Raw genomic sequence first — 15,968 nt, 5'->3', positions numbered from 1 at the left:
TTTTCTACAATAGATATTATACCACATGAACCACCAACTTCGGTGGTTTATTTTGTTTAAAGATTTATTTTAAGAGTAGTATCTACAAAGAGTAGTATCTACAAACTCTTAGTTAGTAGTAATCAAACCATCAGGTTCAATCGTAAATTCTGGTTTTACTGATAACGAACCATCAGACTTGAGATAGTACCATCCGTTTCCTGATTTAATAAATTGCTTAGATTTCATATCCCCATCTTTTTCATCCAAGTAATACCAAGTTTCACGATATTTTACCCAACCTTTAGCCATTCTACCATCCGACTTAAAATAGTACCAACGATGATCGATATGCATCCAACCAGTAACCATGGCACCACGCTTATCTAAATAAAACCAATCCTTGCCATCATTGAACCATTTATTGATGAAACAGTAGCCTCTATTATCAAAGTAGAACCATTCTCCTTTGATATTTTTCCATTGAGATTTTGGATAAGAGCCATCTGCTTCTTCCCACCACCAACCAACTTCGTTTCGTTTCCAGTTTCCTTCAGTTAGACCAGATTCAATATCTTTCTTAAACTGTTCTCTACTGATGCCCCATTTTGCAAGGTATGGATAGGGATCTACATGATCACTTCCATTATTTGGTTGATTGTAAGTACAAAATTGATGAGTTTTAATCCCAGCAAGACTACTAGAATCTAGAGTTTTAGGGATTCCAGCCTCGTCAGCTAACTCACGTAATAGCTTGACATAAAGTCGATAATCTCTCATGAATTCTTCTTTAGATTCATGACTTTCTATTAGTTCAACTTGAGCGTAACCTTCAACATTCCATCCGCCACCAACATCATAAGCACCTCGGTCTACTAACCAAGTTTGCATGATACGACCATTCCCTACCACATGGGAGAAAAATCCTGACTCAACTGGACGACGTAAATGGTAATCCGCTTCATTTTGTGCTGTTGAGTTAGGATTACCTGTAGAGTGAGCATGAACTTGTCGATAGGGTTGCTCACCGATTTGAGGAAGATTTGTTCGTAATCTACTTTTATCAACTTCCATGATTATCCTCCTTATCATCGTTAGACTTTCCTTCAGTTAGATGTTCAAAAGCTTTTAAAATTGGTTTAAAAAGTAGAATATTCCCTTTTACTTTTTGATAGTTCTCAATTAGTGATTGGAAAGTAAAAACTAGGTATCCGATATAAATCGAATACAGAAACATAAATCCAGTTTTTTCAGGCAACAAAACAGACATCGGAATCAATAACAGTAACATAAAAATCCCTAAGACTTTTCGAATTAATCCATTGATTCCAATTCTACTCTTATACTCAACATCAGGATTTACAATTGCAGCAAATGTTCCTGATGCAAAATCAACAATTTCCATGATGACAATCAACCCTAACGCATACAAAATAAGCCCATCTTCTGTTTCGATGAGCTTTCTTAAAAAATTAAACAATTCAATATCCATTTTTAATACTCCCTATTGTTCTTTTTTATTTGACTCAATTTCAGCTAAAACAGCATCTTCTAATTCATATCGTTTATCTCGGAACAATTTTTCTTGGTTTCTCATTTCGAGACGATGCTCCGCATAGAGCTCTGAATGATAGAGAAACTCAGATACTGTAGAAACACCATGTTCATCAACATCAACAGTATACTGCTTAACTACTTCATCACCAATCTTCAAATTTCCAACCAAACGTGTTGTTTTAGTAATTTCTAATGCCATTAACTTTCTCCTTTCTCTCTTTTAGTTTTTACTTCCTCAAATAAGTCTTTTAGGTCTGAGTCGTATTCTAATACATCTTTCATTAACTGCAATTCGCTTGCAACAACCAAATAAAGAGCCTCATTTTGTGCTGCTTGACCTTCGGTTTGTGCTAGTTTCTTAGTCAACGACTCCATTGCTAATTGATGGATTAAATCTGTGTTCATCTTCTAACATCTCCAATCGTTTATTTAATTTTCTAATATCAAGTATTAACTCTTGAATTCCTTTTAAAGCGATATTCGTTAATCTTGTATTATCAAGATTCAGAAATCCACCATTTTCATACACTAGTGATGAGTCAATTTGTTGAATATCTTGAGCGATGAGTCCAATTTTGGTATGAGCCTTTTGAATACGATTCCCTATTTTCTTCCAGTCATACTCTTTAAATTGAAATCTTTTGATAAAATCGAGTGCTTTATAGTTAGATAAGCCTATATTCTCTTTTAAGTTTTTATCAGAAAAATGTTGGTTAACAATTTGCCATAAGCTATAAGCATTTCCGTTATATGAGTAGTAAATATCATTTCCTGATCCACCAAAGTCTAGAGACACATTATTAGAATTCCAATAACTAATAGTTCCTGTAGTTGAGCCATTAATGCTACTTTTGCCGTACTTTAACCAGCCAATTCCTTTTGCCTTAATGTATCCTTCGACCGTCAATAGAAAATCATCACTATCACTTGCAGTGTTTCCAGTAGTAAAATCTGAATCTTTGTAAATAAATAAGCCGTAAGGAACATTGTCCCCTCGGCCATAAGAACCTATAAATTGTACACCTAAACCATCTTTAGAATTAAACTGACGAGGAACATTAATCTGTAATCCACCGTTGATAGCGTCAAATGAACCGTAAGCACCTAACTTAATTTTTGTTTCTCCAGTTAATAATCCACCAGAAATTGTGGTTCCAGTTATTGTGCCACCCTGAATTCTGTCACCACTTAGTAAGCCTGACTTTATTTGACTAGCATCAATCCTAACACTTTGTACACTATTGATAAAAGCATTCTTAGCAAACAGCTGTCGTAAATAAGCTTCATTTGCAATTAACTTATTAAAAAACGCTTGATCCACGACAATTTTATCTGCAGTTACTGAATTTGACGCTAATACCATAGTAGTTACTGACCCAGATTCAAAGTTTGATGTCTTTAATTTATCAATCATTCCTGATTTAATGACTGCTCTATCAATTAAAGTATCCCCAGTTATATGAGTTGCCTTACCAATGATTCTATTGATTCCATTCGCGCCTAGATTAATCCCTGAAATTAAAGAGCCTGCATTAGTTAAATTTTGAATCGAATAGGAACCTTGATGTTGCTGAACAAGACTTTCTGTTGCAATTTGTTGAAAGGATGTACTATCTACAAAGTTATTAGGTGGCTGACTACCTCGAACAATTGAAATTTGGCCAACTGCCACAGTGCCGTTCTTTTCTAGCCAAATATGAAGCCCAAAATCATCTGTTTTTGTCACGGTTTTATTTATCGTAAAAGTTCCTGTAAAAATTTGAGCTGCGCCCTTTCTAGTCGGACTGATGGTGAAACCTCCTATTGAGTTACCGGATTTGATTTCAAAACCAACTTTTCCATCAGGTAGTACATCTATCCATAAATTGACCCTATAAGAAAGTTTCTCACCAGCAACAAATTTTTGACTATGAAGAGGCATTTGGAAACCACGCCAACCATTTGTTGTCCTACCACTTTGAGCAATTCTTAGCAGCTTGTATTCATTAGTTCCAGTCATAACTAAATTCGAATTCGGTTCACGTTCTCTATATTTACTAAAATTGGTTGGATCGTATACTAAGTTTTGGGTATCAATTAAATCACTGACTCTTGTAATCAGTCCTTCGGATGTTTGTAAAACCTGACTAATTGATTTACCTTGTTCACTAATAGTTCTTGTATGGCTACCTAGAGTATCTTTTACCTCGTTAAAGGCTGTTACAGTTGTTAAATCTTCGATAGGTTTAGTCCAATAATTTGGAAAGATATCTCCAGTAGTAATCATTAAAGCTCTCCAATGAAATTTACCTGAACTTGCTCCATCAATACGAAATTGTAATTCAAAGTTTTTAAAGTTATTGAACATCTCATCTGTTACGATTCGAGAAATCTTAATAAGATGGTAGTTTGTACCCGTTTTTAATGTAGTAGACCAAGAGGTATGAAAGGGATTAGAATGAACACTCCATACAGCACTATTATCTGATTTTTTATAGCCTGGACCTTGTAAGATAATTCTAGGAGTAACAGTTGAATCTAATACAACATTATCGACAGAAATATAAACAAATAGATTGATTTTTGTCCCTGAATAAATGCCAGTCGAATCACCATAAGGAATTTTTCCTAATGTTTGAATCCAATTGAGTTTCGAGTTTATTTCTTTGTATGAAGTCCAACTATCACTGGAACCAGATGCTAAGTTTCGATGAGAAACACTAGTTGGTATTAAAGCTTTAGTTTCACTAATCGTCCGAGTGAAACTATTAGATGTTTCTCTAACTAAGTTTTGCACGCTAGAGTTCGTTACATAACCTCTGTCTAAAATATTTTTATCAACATCTGATTTAGTTTGAAATCCTTTTAAATTTATCACGGATTCTACCTGACTACTGGTCAATCGTTTGGCTATTTCACCTGCTTGAATTTTAATTGTTGTTTCAGTACTAGCAAGTCGATTTGTCGTTTGATTAAAATCTGTTTGTGATACTTTAGTATTTATAGCATCTGCAGTAACTTGTAAATCAGCTTTAGTTTTAGATATTGCTAATGCGTTCTCTGATATTCTTTGGAGTGCTTCACTAGCTGTTTGTTTAATATTTTCTACATAGGTCTTTTCAGCTTTTAGATTTATTTTATCCTTGGCTTGTGATATTTCCGTTCGTTGTTGCTCTACGGTATTTTTGATAGCATCAAAGTCTGTCTTTGAAACCTTGTTAGTAACAACCCCCTTAAGCTTATCAATTGAAGATTCTACTGTCGTAATTTGATTCAATAAGCTATTCTTGCTGAGTTCAACTAAACGGTTTGCTTCAGCAATAGCTTCTTTTTTATAATTTAAGGTATCTGTTAGTACTGTATTAGTAGTTTCTTTAACTTCTTTACTGACCTCTAAGGCATGATTAGCTAAATCTCTACTACTATTTGCTTTAGCCAATACATCGTTGTATCTATTTTCATTAAGTAATTCATTAGATAGAACTTTAGAATCAACATCAGCAATCTTTCCTTCAATCTCTTGACGAATACCATCTGCGTAAACTTCTGCACTAGCTTTGACTTTTTCAATATCATCTAGAATTGAATCTTTTTGTTTAGTGAATTCGGCATCAAATGCTGTGTTCGCATTTCTCAAAGCTTTTTCAATTGCGACTTCTTGTAATGTGAAACCAGAGTCTAAAATTTCATTTGCGACAGTTGAAATTGCACTATTTGAAGTTGAAGCACCTACCATTGGTTTATCATCAAAAGTAATCGAGATATATTCTTGTGTCAGTGCGTCAAATTCATAAGCGACTGCCTTTTTGGGAATATCGATCCCATGTTTCAAACTCTTGATATTTACGGTATCCCCTAAATGTACAACCTGCCCATCGAGTTCATAGGCTTCAATCGTAATAGCATCCGATAACTTATCAATTCCTTCATTCTTAAACTTAGCCTCAGCCCACTTCCTTAACTCCTCAATGCTTTTAAGAGTATTATTTTCGTACTCTTTTTCATTGATATATGGATAGAAAGTGATTAGAGGACTATCGACAGTAATTTTAATTGTCTGATCTTTATCTTTACCATCTGGTTTAAATGTTGATTTTGCATGAATACGAGTAATGATTGATTGAGTTGATTTGGTTCTCTTGTAAGACTTTAGATTCTTATGTGTTGTTATGACAACACCCCTATTTTCACCTCTATTCTTCTTGATTGTCAGAGCCAAATTGTCACGAATCAACTCCCCTTCCCAAGTTCCTATGATAGAATGGGCACCATCCATTAAGACAGCATAGAGTGTCTTTACTTCATGTGTATTGAAAGTACGGCGATCTGTAACATCACTCGTAAACGAAAAATCACCAAGATTGGTCTTAGTATTTTGAACCATTTGAGATAAGGCCATACCACAAGTAAGATTAGCAACACTAATTGGTTCGATAGACCGTTGCATAATATCATCTGAAATATGGTAGGCGGTTATATCCAAACTATCATCGTTTTCAATTGGCTTTTTAATACGAAATAACTGGAATCCTAAGACAGGCACAGGAGCCTTGATAAGCATATCCTCTTTTATTTGTTTATAGATACCAGAATCGGTAATTGGATAGCGAATAGATAAGGTGAAATCACCGTTCAGGGTTTCTTTTACAATAGCAGAGCTGGTTTCATGAAGAGGTAATCCATTCCACTTTACAGTTCTAATATCTTTGTTCAACAAAAATAACATTTAAGCCCACCCCCAATTTGTTTCAAAGCTTAAAGAAGTAATACCTCTACCAAGAACAACACCTACTTCTTTTTTAGAGCTTGGATCAATAGTGATAAAATCACCAGACCATTTGATGTACTTTTTGCTAAAAGTTAGAAAACTTGGACTATTTGGCTCGTTTACCATCACAAGAGGTTCTGTAACTTTTTCAATTTTAATGACCTGATCTCCAATCGTAAACTGAGTCTCAGTTGCCGAATTCCCCATTATCGTTATTTTGGGGAACGCTAGAGACGTCCCTTGAACTCTAAGTACACCGTTTGATGTCAAAGTTTGTCTATCCATTGATTTAAAAAACTTTGTAGGATGACAAATAAAGGTAGCTTTCGTCGCATACACACCATCTCTCTCTTGTTTTACCTCAGTACATTTTACTCGGTAACACCAAAGACGTGTGGTTTTCATCCGTTCACTCTCAAGCCAAAACTGCTCCTTGATAAATAGACCCATAAATTGATGAAGTTGTTCTTCTGAGGGCTTAACAATGTATATCGTATATGATTTTTCAATCAAATCTCGGTGTCGATTTGTTTGCGAAAGAGCGCCACTCATTCCTTTATGTTCTAATAAACTCGTCTTACTCTCCGCTAAGATAACAGAAGGCGATTCGTGGACAATCACCTTAAAAGGAAAACTAGAAGTTCCAATTCCGTCTATGACTAACTCGTTTCTTTTAATCATATAGTGGCTCCTCTCAATTGTTTTTGACGTGCTAATTCTTCTGCGATTCGACTTGCTACTTCATTTGCTATTTTTTCAATATCTGCCTGTTCTCGGATAATATTTCCAGTAATCGAAATGTTGATGTCTGGCATTCTTAAATCCATCGTTCTTGCAATACCTCTTCCGATTGCACCAAGAGTAGATTCATTTAAAGGGAGTACCGCTTCGTTTCCTGCTTCTCCTCCTACCATTAGGGAATTCCCTATTGTTCCGAAGGCAGTTGGTTTTGTTAAAATTCCCCCTTTTGCATACCACTCAATACCGATTCTAGGAATTTGTCCCTTTAACCAATCCAGAGGGTTTGCAGATCCTGACACACTAAAATGAGGTAAAGGAATGTGTGGCCACTGAAATCTGAAATTAAAGAGTTTTTTGATAGCAGTTATAGCAGTTGAAACTGCATTTTTGGCAGTGTTAATTGCATTTGAAATCGTATTTTTTACTCCATTCCAAACATTGGACACTGTACTTGAGATTCCATTTAAAATACCTGAAATAGTTGAACTGATACTATTCCAAATTGTACTGACAACGTTACTAATTGCTGATAAGAGATTACTAATTGTGTTCTTAATCCCATTCCAGGTGTTTGATATAAGTTGACTAATAGTACTTAGAATTAAGCTTACAATTGACTTGATGGATTCCCATACTGTTGAAATAACTGCCTTTATTGTTTCCCATGCACCAGACCAATCTCCTGTTATAACCTGCATGATTGCTTTAATAATGCCTAAGACAAGATTGATTGCCGTTTCAACTACTTGTTTGATGATTTCCCAAGCTGTGCTGATAATCAGTTTTATATTTTCCCATGCTGCCTGAATATAGGGTTCTAGAATTGACATAACGGTAGTTATGACTGTTGAGATTGCATTCCAAACTGTGGTTGCAGCTGCAAGAATTAAATCTTGATTGTCAGTCCACCATGAAGTTAGAGTCCCCCAAATGCTTAAAATAAAGTCTGATATTTCTTGAATGATAGTAGATATAAAAGAATAAATAGCATTCCAAATATCCATTACTGCTGTTCTAAATCCCTCGTTATGTTCCCAAAGTTCTTTTATTCCAACAATTAACAAGGCAAGAACAGCTATAATTCCTAAGACTATAGCTATAATAGGCGCTACACTTGCTATTAAGCCACCAATTGTGACACCCATTGCTAAGGCAGCTGCCTGAAGTGCTAAAAATATAGGGAGTAATAATCCTAATCCAGTAATGAGGCTACCTACAATAATGATAAATTGTTTTACTGGCGTTGATAAACTAGAGAACCACTCTGCAACTGAACGTAACAAATCAGCTAAAATCTCTAGTATCGGTGCAAAAGTGACAGCAATAGCATCTCCAACTTCAGCTAATGCTAACTTAGCTTCATTTTGAGCAGTTGTAAATTTATCAATTGGATCTAGTGTCGCTTCATAAGTTGAGCCGACTGTTCCTGATGCTTTCTTTGCTGTTTCAGCTAAGTCATCAAAAGATAAAGCACCACGATTAATAGCATCCACCATTCGTGGAGCACCCTTAGTTCCAAATATATCTGAAGCGAGAGTTAACTTTTCAGTTTCGCTAGTTGAATTTTTAATTTTTTCGATGGTTTCAGATAAACCTTGCTGTAAGGTCTTTCCAGAAGCCGCATACTTCACAGATGCTTTTGATAGGGATGATAAAGAGGCTGATGAATCCACACCAGCCTTTTCAAATTTCCCCATTAAAGCAACACCCTCATCAAATGAAAGTCCTAGTGCCTTAATTTGTGGCGCTCCAGAAACAACCTTATCCATCAAATCTTGAACTCCCACACCAGTAGCTTGACTGGTAAAGGTGACAGTATCAAGAACACTAGACAAATCCGTTGCCTGTAAGCCGTATGCTTCTATAGCTTTCTTAGCTGAAATAGCCGATGAAGTAACATCACTCCCATTTATAGATGCGAATTGGATGAGATAACTTGAAGCTGATTTTAAACTATCACCGGTTAAACCAAATTGTGTGTTCAACTCTCCGACTGCACTACCAGCAGTATTAAAGTCTGTTGGAATTTCAGTAGCAAGGTTCTTTGCGATAGTTGTCATCTCTTCTAAAGCTTGGTCAGAAGCACCAGTTTTGGTGACAATGATATCCATCCCTTCATCAACTTCGTTAAAAGCTTCAAGCGACTGTTTCCCAAAATCAATCAATTTTTGTGATAATTCTGCTAAACGATCACTGAATTCCATTAGGATATCTGCCTTTAAGAGATGATTGATTTCTGATAGATTATCCTTCGCACTTGTTGAACTAGTGCCCATCTCTTCCATCTCATTTTGAAGATGATTATAGGCCGTTTTGGTATCATTTAGAGTCTGTTCCAGTTTATTGGCTTCAATCGAGTTTTCGCCATACTGAGATTTTGTTAGTTCTAGCTGTTTCTCTAAATTCTGAATCTGTTTTTCTAGTAAAGAGGAACTTTCATTTACTTTTTTCTGAGCTAAAGCTAGCTTTTCAGATTCACTAGCACTTGAAGAAAGTTCACTTTCTTGTAATTTAAATTGACTCGTTAATTTTTCACTCTCAGAAGCTAGACGAGCTTGTTCTTGTTTCAAGCTATCCCATTGACTTTTAGTAGTACCTATTCGATTTCCATTTTCCGATAAGGCTTGATTGACACCCTCTAGTTTGCTTTCATAACTTTTCAGTACTGTCTGAGTAGTTTCTACTTCCCTTTGAAAGGCTCGATATTGTTCCGCCCCGATATTACCTGACTTAAATTGAGCTTCAACTTGGGCTTGTGCCTGCCTTAAGGTAGCTAATTTTTCTTTAGTGGTTTCAACTTGTTTAGCAAGCACTTCTTGTTTTTGAGTAAGGAGTGTGACATTTCCTGTATCAAACTTAAGAGCCTTATCAATTTGTTTCAATTCTTTAGTTGATTCAGCTGCTTGTTTATTTACCCCTTTTAAGGCATTTTGCAAGGGTTGTGTGTCACCACCAATTTCTATTGTGATACCTTTTATATTTCCAGCCATGTTCACATCTCCTTTCTATTAAAAATTATCAAAATCACTTTGATTTGCTTTTCTTGTGTTGCTTGTTTCATTTGTCCGCAAGTTTACATAATCAGTTTGATAATCAAGAGCCATCCCAATTGAAATATGTTTTAAGTCGTCTATGGATAAACCAGTTTCCTTACAACAAAATAAATAGCTTTCTACCGTAAAGATTTCTTCACTTGCTGTTTCTGTTTGATCTGCTTTTTTCTTGTATTCATCCCTTGATTAAGCATGTTCATTAAGATAGTTGCTACTTCTTGAACTGGAAACTCCTCCATCTCCATAAAGAATTCTTTGAATGGTTTAATTCTTGGATTAGCAGATTTCGCAAATACCCAAAAAATTCTGTGAAAAAAAGTCATATCAAAATTGGTCAGGATAGATAGATCAATGTCACCAGTTTCGAGTTTTTCTTCCTCATTTAGGTGTTCAATCTTATCGAGAATTGACTGCGTACTCACCATTGAAAACAAGTCTTGAAAATAATCTTTACCAAACTGTTCTTTATAAGCAATCGGTGTATAGGCATTAGTAGCTAATTCATAGGTCTTTCCTGAAATTGTAATACTATCTCTCATCTGTAACTCCTTTATTCACGAGGTTCAAAGACTTCCTTGAACCAATTCTGACGAATCTCATCACTTGTTTCTTCTGTCGTTTTGCGACGAACCACCTTATCAAGTGGCCGAGGACTTGCAGTAAAGTTTAGCTCAACCTCATTAATATCTGAACCAGATTTTGTTTTTGATCCCATTGACGGACGTGATGCGTAACAGTAATACAAAACATGAAGTGTTTCTTTCTTATCTCCTTCAAAACGAAACATCAGAGCGAAATTCTTCTTTTCAGCATTTGCGATTTCAGAAATTGTTTTAGTTGTTGGATCTAATTTTTCTCCTAAGACACGAGTTAAAAATTCTTGGGTTAATAAGGCGAGCTTCAATGTTCCCTCATAACCATCATTTGATTCCGAAGTATAAAAGTTGATATTATCTGCCTTGTATGAACCTTTGTCACCAGTCGGTTCCAAGGTTAGTTCTGCTGCACCTCGTAATCGTTCAACCGTTCCATAAGTCAATGCGCCATTTGAAGCTTCAGTTGTAACTTCTGCCCAATGGACATCTTGTAGTCCGAATGTAACTTTATTTTTTTCAGTCATAACTATCCTCCGTTTAATGAAATGTAATATGTAATTTGATAGAGTTTTTCAGTTGAGATATAAGTCTCTACTTTGTCAAAAAAAATTGAATGACTATCAAATAAGTCATCCATCTTGGTTTCGATTTCTAAGTCCTTCTTTAAGGTATAGAGTTCCACTTGAAGATTAAGAGTCTTATGATAGCTCCAATTATCAGCTCCAGCATTTTCTGAGCCCTTAACAAGATATACAATAAATGGCGGAACTGGACTTCTTCCTTCTTCAAAATGATGATAAGCTACTGGCAACTTTGATTTTATTAAAATGTTATAGAACTCTTTTAATGTCATAAACTCCTCACAATCTTTGTCTCAGCTTATCTTCAAGTGACTTAACGGCACTTTTTTCAACGATTTCAATATGTTTTTGCCCTTCTACTCGACCACCATTTTGTTTAGCGTGACCATTTTCTAGGAGATGAGTTAAGCCTGGTGTTCGGTTGTGAATGGTTTTTGTTAAGCCTGTAGGACTGTCACTTGTGGTCTTACTTTTCCAACCTCGTGCATACTTACCAGTTTTTCGTGGAGAAGAGATCTTTAAAGTATCTACAGCACTGTCTGTTACTTCTTCTACTACCTCTCGCATTGCAGATGTCGTCTCTTTAATGTAATCACCCAACTCTTGATCAATTACTTTTTCCAACTCATCCATTCCTATCCTGTTCATAGTCATTCTCCTTTGTTGCTACAATATAAATCAATTGCCTAGGAACGCTATCACCATCAATTGAATCTATCGTAAAGTAGGCGTCTCTGTATCTTATCCGAGCTTTTAATGAACTTAGATTTAGTACCGCTTTGTCGTACCTTAGTGTAAATTGGATTTTATTATAAAGGAGTTTAGACACACTCCCCTCATTTTCTGTTAAGGTCAATGGCCGACTAGAACACCATCTTTGGAAAATGGTGTTCCAAACTGAAGATTCATTTCCAATTTCATCAACCACAATTTTACGCACTTCAAATGTAAGACGATCACGTAATGGAGCAATTTTCATCAAAAGATATCCTTCCTATCAGCTAATAGTAGGTGATATAACATTTGTTTTAACTCTTTATAATTAGCAGTTTCACGGTGTTCATAAAGATAGGCAACCCCATACAGGATTGCCATTCTTAGAACCTCACTGTAAGTATTCTGTCTTAATGTTTCTTCACAGAGCTTTTCACTCGTATCAATCAATTGCATAATCAAGTCATCTTCATCTGTGTTTTCTACCTTAAGGTAAAGTTTTGCTTCTTCTAGACTTATCATGATTATTTTGCTTTCACAGTTAAAATTTTTACTGCTTCTGGTAATACTAATTTCCCATCAACACGTTGAGATGCAAGAAAACCAATTTGACCATTATTAGCATAAAGTTCATTAAGACGTTTAAAAGTACGACCTTGTCTATCTGCAATCCAGTAATATGAGAAATCACCAAATGCAATAGCTTTATTCCCCTGTTCAGGTAGGGGTGCAAAGGTAGATGTATAGTATGGACGGTTAAGAATTAAATCTGGTTGTCCAGCTTGTGTAGACGGTTGCCAAATATAATTTCCGTTATTGTCTTTCAGTTTACGGATTGCTTTGACAGTTGTATCATGAAGAATCCATACTGCATTTTTACGATACGGAGCAGGAAGAGAATGATACAATTCAATCATGTCATCAAACGTAATGTCTTTAGTCGTCGTTGTAGGACCAGTAACATTTGCTTGCGTAAAGATTCCTGTTGGTTTCTTTGAGCCATCTCCAATAAGGAATGATTTCTCTTCTTCTGTACCAATACGTCGTGCAAACTCACTAGTCATATAGGATTCTAAATCAAATACTGAGTCATTTAACAATTCTTCTGAGATTCGAATAGCTGTTCCAATCTTATGCGAATCAAGTGTTACTTGACCAAATGTCTCATCAGTTTCAGGATAAAGTCCATTTTCATCCATCCACGACGCAGTTCCGTGCCCTGTAACAACTGGAATCTTCCGCTCTCCACTTGATGTTTTAATGACAGTTGCTAGACTTCGGAAGAAATTCTCTTCTTGAAGACCTTGAACTAGTTTTTTCTCATACTCATCAGGTACTAAATGGCCACCTTCTGTATCTTCTCCAACACGAAGAACATCCTTAACATCAAAGAAGTTACGCTTACGGACATTCGTCCAAAAGGTTTTGGAATAGATATCAGACTTAGTTCCCTTCTTCTCATCTTCTACCTCACTATCTTTTAAGACCGTGGTAGGTTGTCTTGTCAAGGCATGAGAAGTTGGTTGAGCCAGTTCTAGATCAATCTTTTCTTGTCGTTCTAAGCGAGCAATTTCTTGATTATAGCGATTGATTTTACTTTCCATTTCATCATAGCGTTGAGAATCTTCTTCTGAGACTAAACCATCTTCAGTTCGCACTGAGTCTAGGAAAGTTTTTGCTTGTTCCCAAGCTTGATTTCGTTTTTCTTTTAATTCAAGTAATTTAGACATAGGTTAGTTTTCCTTTCATTATTTCAATAAATCTAATCTTTTTCTTAACTGATTGAGAGGAGTCGTTGATAAAGGTTTGTAGCTATCTATTTTGGCTTGAAGTTTAACAACAAGGTTATGATCTGCAGTGGCTCTACTAAATGAATAACTGCTAAGTTCTAGCTCTTCTTTAGATTCATCTTTACCGAATAAAATCTTGTCCGCAAAGCCGAGTTCAACTGCTTTTCTCGCATTAAACCATGATTCAGAATCCATTAAATGTGAGATTTTTGCCCTAGATAATCCTGTTCTTAACTCATAGGCATTCACAATGGACTCTTTGATTTCCCCCAACATTTCAATAATCTTTTCCATATCCTTTGCTTCACCTTGTGCAATCGTCCATGGATTGTGAATCATCATCATGGCAACAGGACTCATGGATACTGTTGTTCCAGCCATGGCAATGACACTGGCAGCACTAGCGGCAAGGCCATCAATTATGACATGCACATTTCCTTTGTAATCCATCAGCATGTTATAGATTTGAGCTGCAGCAAAAACATCACCCCCTGGACTATTAATCCAGAGGGTGATATCACCTTTTCCTGAATTTAAATCATTTTTAAAGAGTTGTGGAGTAACTTCATCTCCAAACCATGTTTCATCCGCAATCTGTCCTTCAATACGAAGAGTACGAATGTTCCCATCATCTGAAAAACTCCAAAATTTACGCATCCTCTTCCTCCTTTGGTTTTTCTTGAGATTGTTCAATTACCTGTTTTGTCATAAAACCACCAGCATCTTTTAATTTAGTCATGTTTCCGTTAATTAAATAAAGATTTCCTCCTTCTTCATCTGTTAAAAGATTTAAATCTTCAAGTTCTCGAATATCATTTGTAGATAGCCAGCCATTCTGTCTTGCAATAGCATACCCACTCATACGACTTTGATAATCTCCACGTAATAAACCATCTACGTTGAACTTAACAAAGTATTTCTTCTTTTCTTCAGGTAAAAAAAGAGACCTCTTGAAGGCCTGTTCTAAACGAACTACCCAAGGGTCTAATGTGTATTTGACAAACTCTAGTGATTGTTGCTCGATATTTGAAAATGAAGATTTTTCTAAATCACCAATCATATGTGGTGGTATTCTATACAAGCGTGCGATCTCATTGATTTGAAACTTCCGAGTCTGTAAGAATTGCGCTTCTTCTGGAGGAATACCTATTTGAGTGTACTTCATTCCTTCTTCTAGAACTGCAACTTTATGTGCATTTGTAACACCGTTATAAACCGCATTCCAAGAATCACGTACTCTTTTTGGATCTTTTAGAATTCCTGGATGTTCCAATACACCTCCTGGATTCGCACCATTTTTAAAGAATGATGCTCCGTAATTCTCTGTAGCCAAAGTCATCCCAATTGCGTTCTTTGCTAATGCGATGGGCGAATAGCCAATCAATCCATCAAAACCAAGTCCTGGAATGTGAAGGACATCTTCTTGTTTTAAAATAACACTGCCTTTATCCTTGAAATTTGGATTTTCTTCGGTCTGACGTTGATATTTGTAGTAAAGTTTCCCACTTTCATCACGGTGTACTGACATTTTATCCGGTAACAAAGGATACAAACTGAAAACCTGACCGCTCTTATCCCTTATGATTTGAATATAGGCATTTCCCCATATCAAAAGATGAGTCATCAAAGTTTCTCGAAAGACAAATGAAGACATCTCTGGATTTGGTTCATCATGAAGCAAGAAATAAAGAGGGTGTTCAAATTTCTTCTCTCTCCCATTAGATGTTCTTTCGTAAATATGAATGGGTAGAGATGCGACAGCTTCAGCTAATATTCGCACACAAGCATAAACAGCTGTAGTCTGCATCGCTTTAAATTCATCGACATTTTCACCACTAGAAGTTCGTCCAAAAAGATAGGAAAAGTCCTGCCCCTCATAGCTATTATGCGGTTTATCTCGTGATCTTTTCCTTCCAATAAAATCTAAGAATCCCATCTTATCCTCCATTTTTGAATACAATAAAAGCACCTCATTTGTGAGATGCTATACTAATTATAATTGAATTTTTACAAGGTACATTTATTATATGATTAAATGTCTATTATATAGCGTATTTTAAAAGGAGGTTTTATCATAATTGTTATTTGTAATACGTTATATATAAGTAATTAGGTACCAAAAAGGTACTGAATGTTTTGTTTCGGAGCTTATAAAACATAGGAAAAAGAATGCATAATGTACTGACCCCAAAAAGTTAGACAATTAATTT

At 35.7% G+C, this 15,968-nt stretch carries 16 protein-coding genes; all 16 read right to left on the bottom strand.

Translation table 11 applies throughout. From position 1 onward, the window contains the following. Positions 1 to 108: 108 nt before the first annotated feature. Complete coding sequence (locus HMPREF2987_RS07980) at positions 109 to 1,053, bottom strand: N-acetylmuramoyl-L-alanine amidase family protein (protein WP_000451462.1); 945 nt, start codon at positions 1,051 to 1,053, stop codon at positions 109 to 111. Further along, positions 1,043 to 1,471, bottom strand: a complete 429-nt coding sequence (locus tag HMPREF2987_RS07975; protein WP_075230077.1) for a phage holin family protein — start codon at positions 1,469 to 1,471, stop codon at positions 1,043 to 1,045. Before HMPREF2987_RS07975 ends, HMPREF2987_RS07980 begins: the two co-directional genes overlap by 11 nt. A gap of 12 nt (positions 1,472 to 1,483) precedes the next feature. After that, positions 1,484 to 1,735, bottom strand: a complete 252-nt coding sequence (locus tag HMPREF2987_RS07970; protein WP_001162702.1) for a hypothetical protein — start codon at positions 1,733 to 1,735, stop codon at positions 1,484 to 1,486. Then, on the bottom strand, positions 1,735 to 1,941 hold the full coding sequence (locus HMPREF2987_RS07965) for a hypothetical protein (protein WP_001090723.1): 207 nt from the start codon (positions 1,939 to 1,941) through the stop codon (positions 1,735 to 1,737). The genes HMPREF2987_RS07970 and HMPREF2987_RS07965 overlap by 1 nt, the downstream gene beginning before the upstream one ends. After that, the gene (locus tag HMPREF2987_RS11310; protein ID WP_075230076.1) at positions 1,895 to 6,241 is read right to left on the bottom strand and encodes a phage tail spike protein; all 4,347 of its coding nucleotides are present in this window, start codon (positions 6,239 to 6,241) and stop codon (positions 1,895 to 1,897) included. The genes HMPREF2987_RS07965 and HMPREF2987_RS11310 overlap by 47 nt, the downstream gene beginning before the upstream one ends. Further along, entirely contained in the window at positions 6,242 to 6,964 is a 723-nt protein-coding gene (locus HMPREF2987_RS07955; protein ID WP_075230075.1) for a phage tail protein, read from the bottom strand. It lies immediately after the preceding gene. Further along, positions 6,961 to 10,014: a phage tail tape measure protein gene (locus tag HMPREF2987_RS07950; RefSeq protein ID WP_075230074.1), complete on the bottom strand. Its 3,054-nt coding sequence runs from the start codon at positions 10,012 to 10,014 to the stop codon at positions 6,961 to 6,963. The genes HMPREF2987_RS07955 and HMPREF2987_RS07950 overlap by 4 nt, the downstream gene beginning before the upstream one ends. 182 nt (positions 10,015 to 10,196) lie before the next feature. Continuing rightward, entirely contained in the window at positions 10,197 to 10,616 is a 420-nt protein-coding gene (locus HMPREF2987_RS07945) for a hypothetical protein (protein ID WP_006153800.1), read from the bottom strand. Positions 10,617 to 10,627: 11 nt separating this feature from the next. Next, positions 10,628 to 11,197, bottom strand: coding sequence for a major tail protein (locus tag HMPREF2987_RS07940; protein WP_045616007.1), 570 nt, complete (start codon positions 11,195 to 11,197; stop codon positions 10,628 to 10,630). Between the two features lie 2 nt (positions 11,198 to 11,199). Further along, positions 11,200 to 11,526 (bottom strand): hypothetical protein, encoded by a 327-nt coding sequence (locus HMPREF2987_RS07935; RefSeq protein WP_075230073.1) that lies wholly within the window; start codon positions 11,524 to 11,526, stop codon positions 11,200 to 11,202. Positions 11,527 to 11,533: 7 nt separating this feature from the next. After that, on the bottom strand, positions 11,534 to 11,902 hold the full coding sequence (locus HMPREF2987_RS07930; protein WP_075230072.1) for an HK97 gp10 family phage protein: 369 nt from the start codon (positions 11,900 to 11,902) through the stop codon (positions 11,534 to 11,536). Further along, the gene (locus HMPREF2987_RS07925; RefSeq protein WP_075230071.1) at positions 11,880 to 12,233 is read right to left on the bottom strand and encodes a phage head completion protein; all 354 of its coding nucleotides are present in this window, start codon (positions 12,231 to 12,233) and stop codon (positions 11,880 to 11,882) included. Before HMPREF2987_RS07925 ends, HMPREF2987_RS07930 begins: the two co-directional genes overlap by 23 nt. Continuing rightward, positions 12,233 to 12,490, bottom strand: a complete 258-nt coding sequence (locus tag HMPREF2987_RS07920) for a head-tail connector protein (RefSeq protein WP_075230070.1) — start codon at positions 12,488 to 12,490, stop codon at positions 12,233 to 12,235. The genes HMPREF2987_RS07925 and HMPREF2987_RS07920 overlap by 1 nt, the downstream gene beginning before the upstream one ends. Positions 12,491 to 12,492: 2 nt before the next feature. After that, on the bottom strand, positions 12,493 to 13,698 hold the full coding sequence (locus HMPREF2987_RS07915; protein ID WP_075230069.1) for a phage major capsid protein: 1,206 nt from the start codon (positions 13,696 to 13,698) through the stop codon (positions 12,493 to 12,495). An 18-nt stretch (positions 13,699 to 13,716) separates the two neighbouring features. After that, complete coding sequence (locus tag HMPREF2987_RS07910) at positions 13,717 to 14,415, bottom strand: head maturation protease, ClpP-related (RefSeq protein ID WP_075230068.1); 699 nt, start codon at positions 14,413 to 14,415, stop codon at positions 13,717 to 13,719. Then, a complete protein-coding gene (locus tag HMPREF2987_RS07905; RefSeq protein WP_075230067.1) occupies positions 14,408 to 15,694 on the bottom strand; it encodes a phage portal protein in 1,287 nt (428 codons plus the stop codon). Before HMPREF2987_RS07905 ends, HMPREF2987_RS07910 begins: the two co-directional genes overlap by 8 nt. Positions 15,695 to 15,968: the final 274 nt, after the last annotated feature.

The organism is Streptococcus sp. HMSC067H01, assembly GCF_001814775.1.
Classification (GTDB): domain Bacteria; phylum Bacillota; class Bacilli; order Lactobacillales; family Streptococcaceae; genus Streptococcus.
Note: the sequence above shows the minus strand (reverse complement) of the source record. Positions and strands in the feature narration are given on the sequence as shown.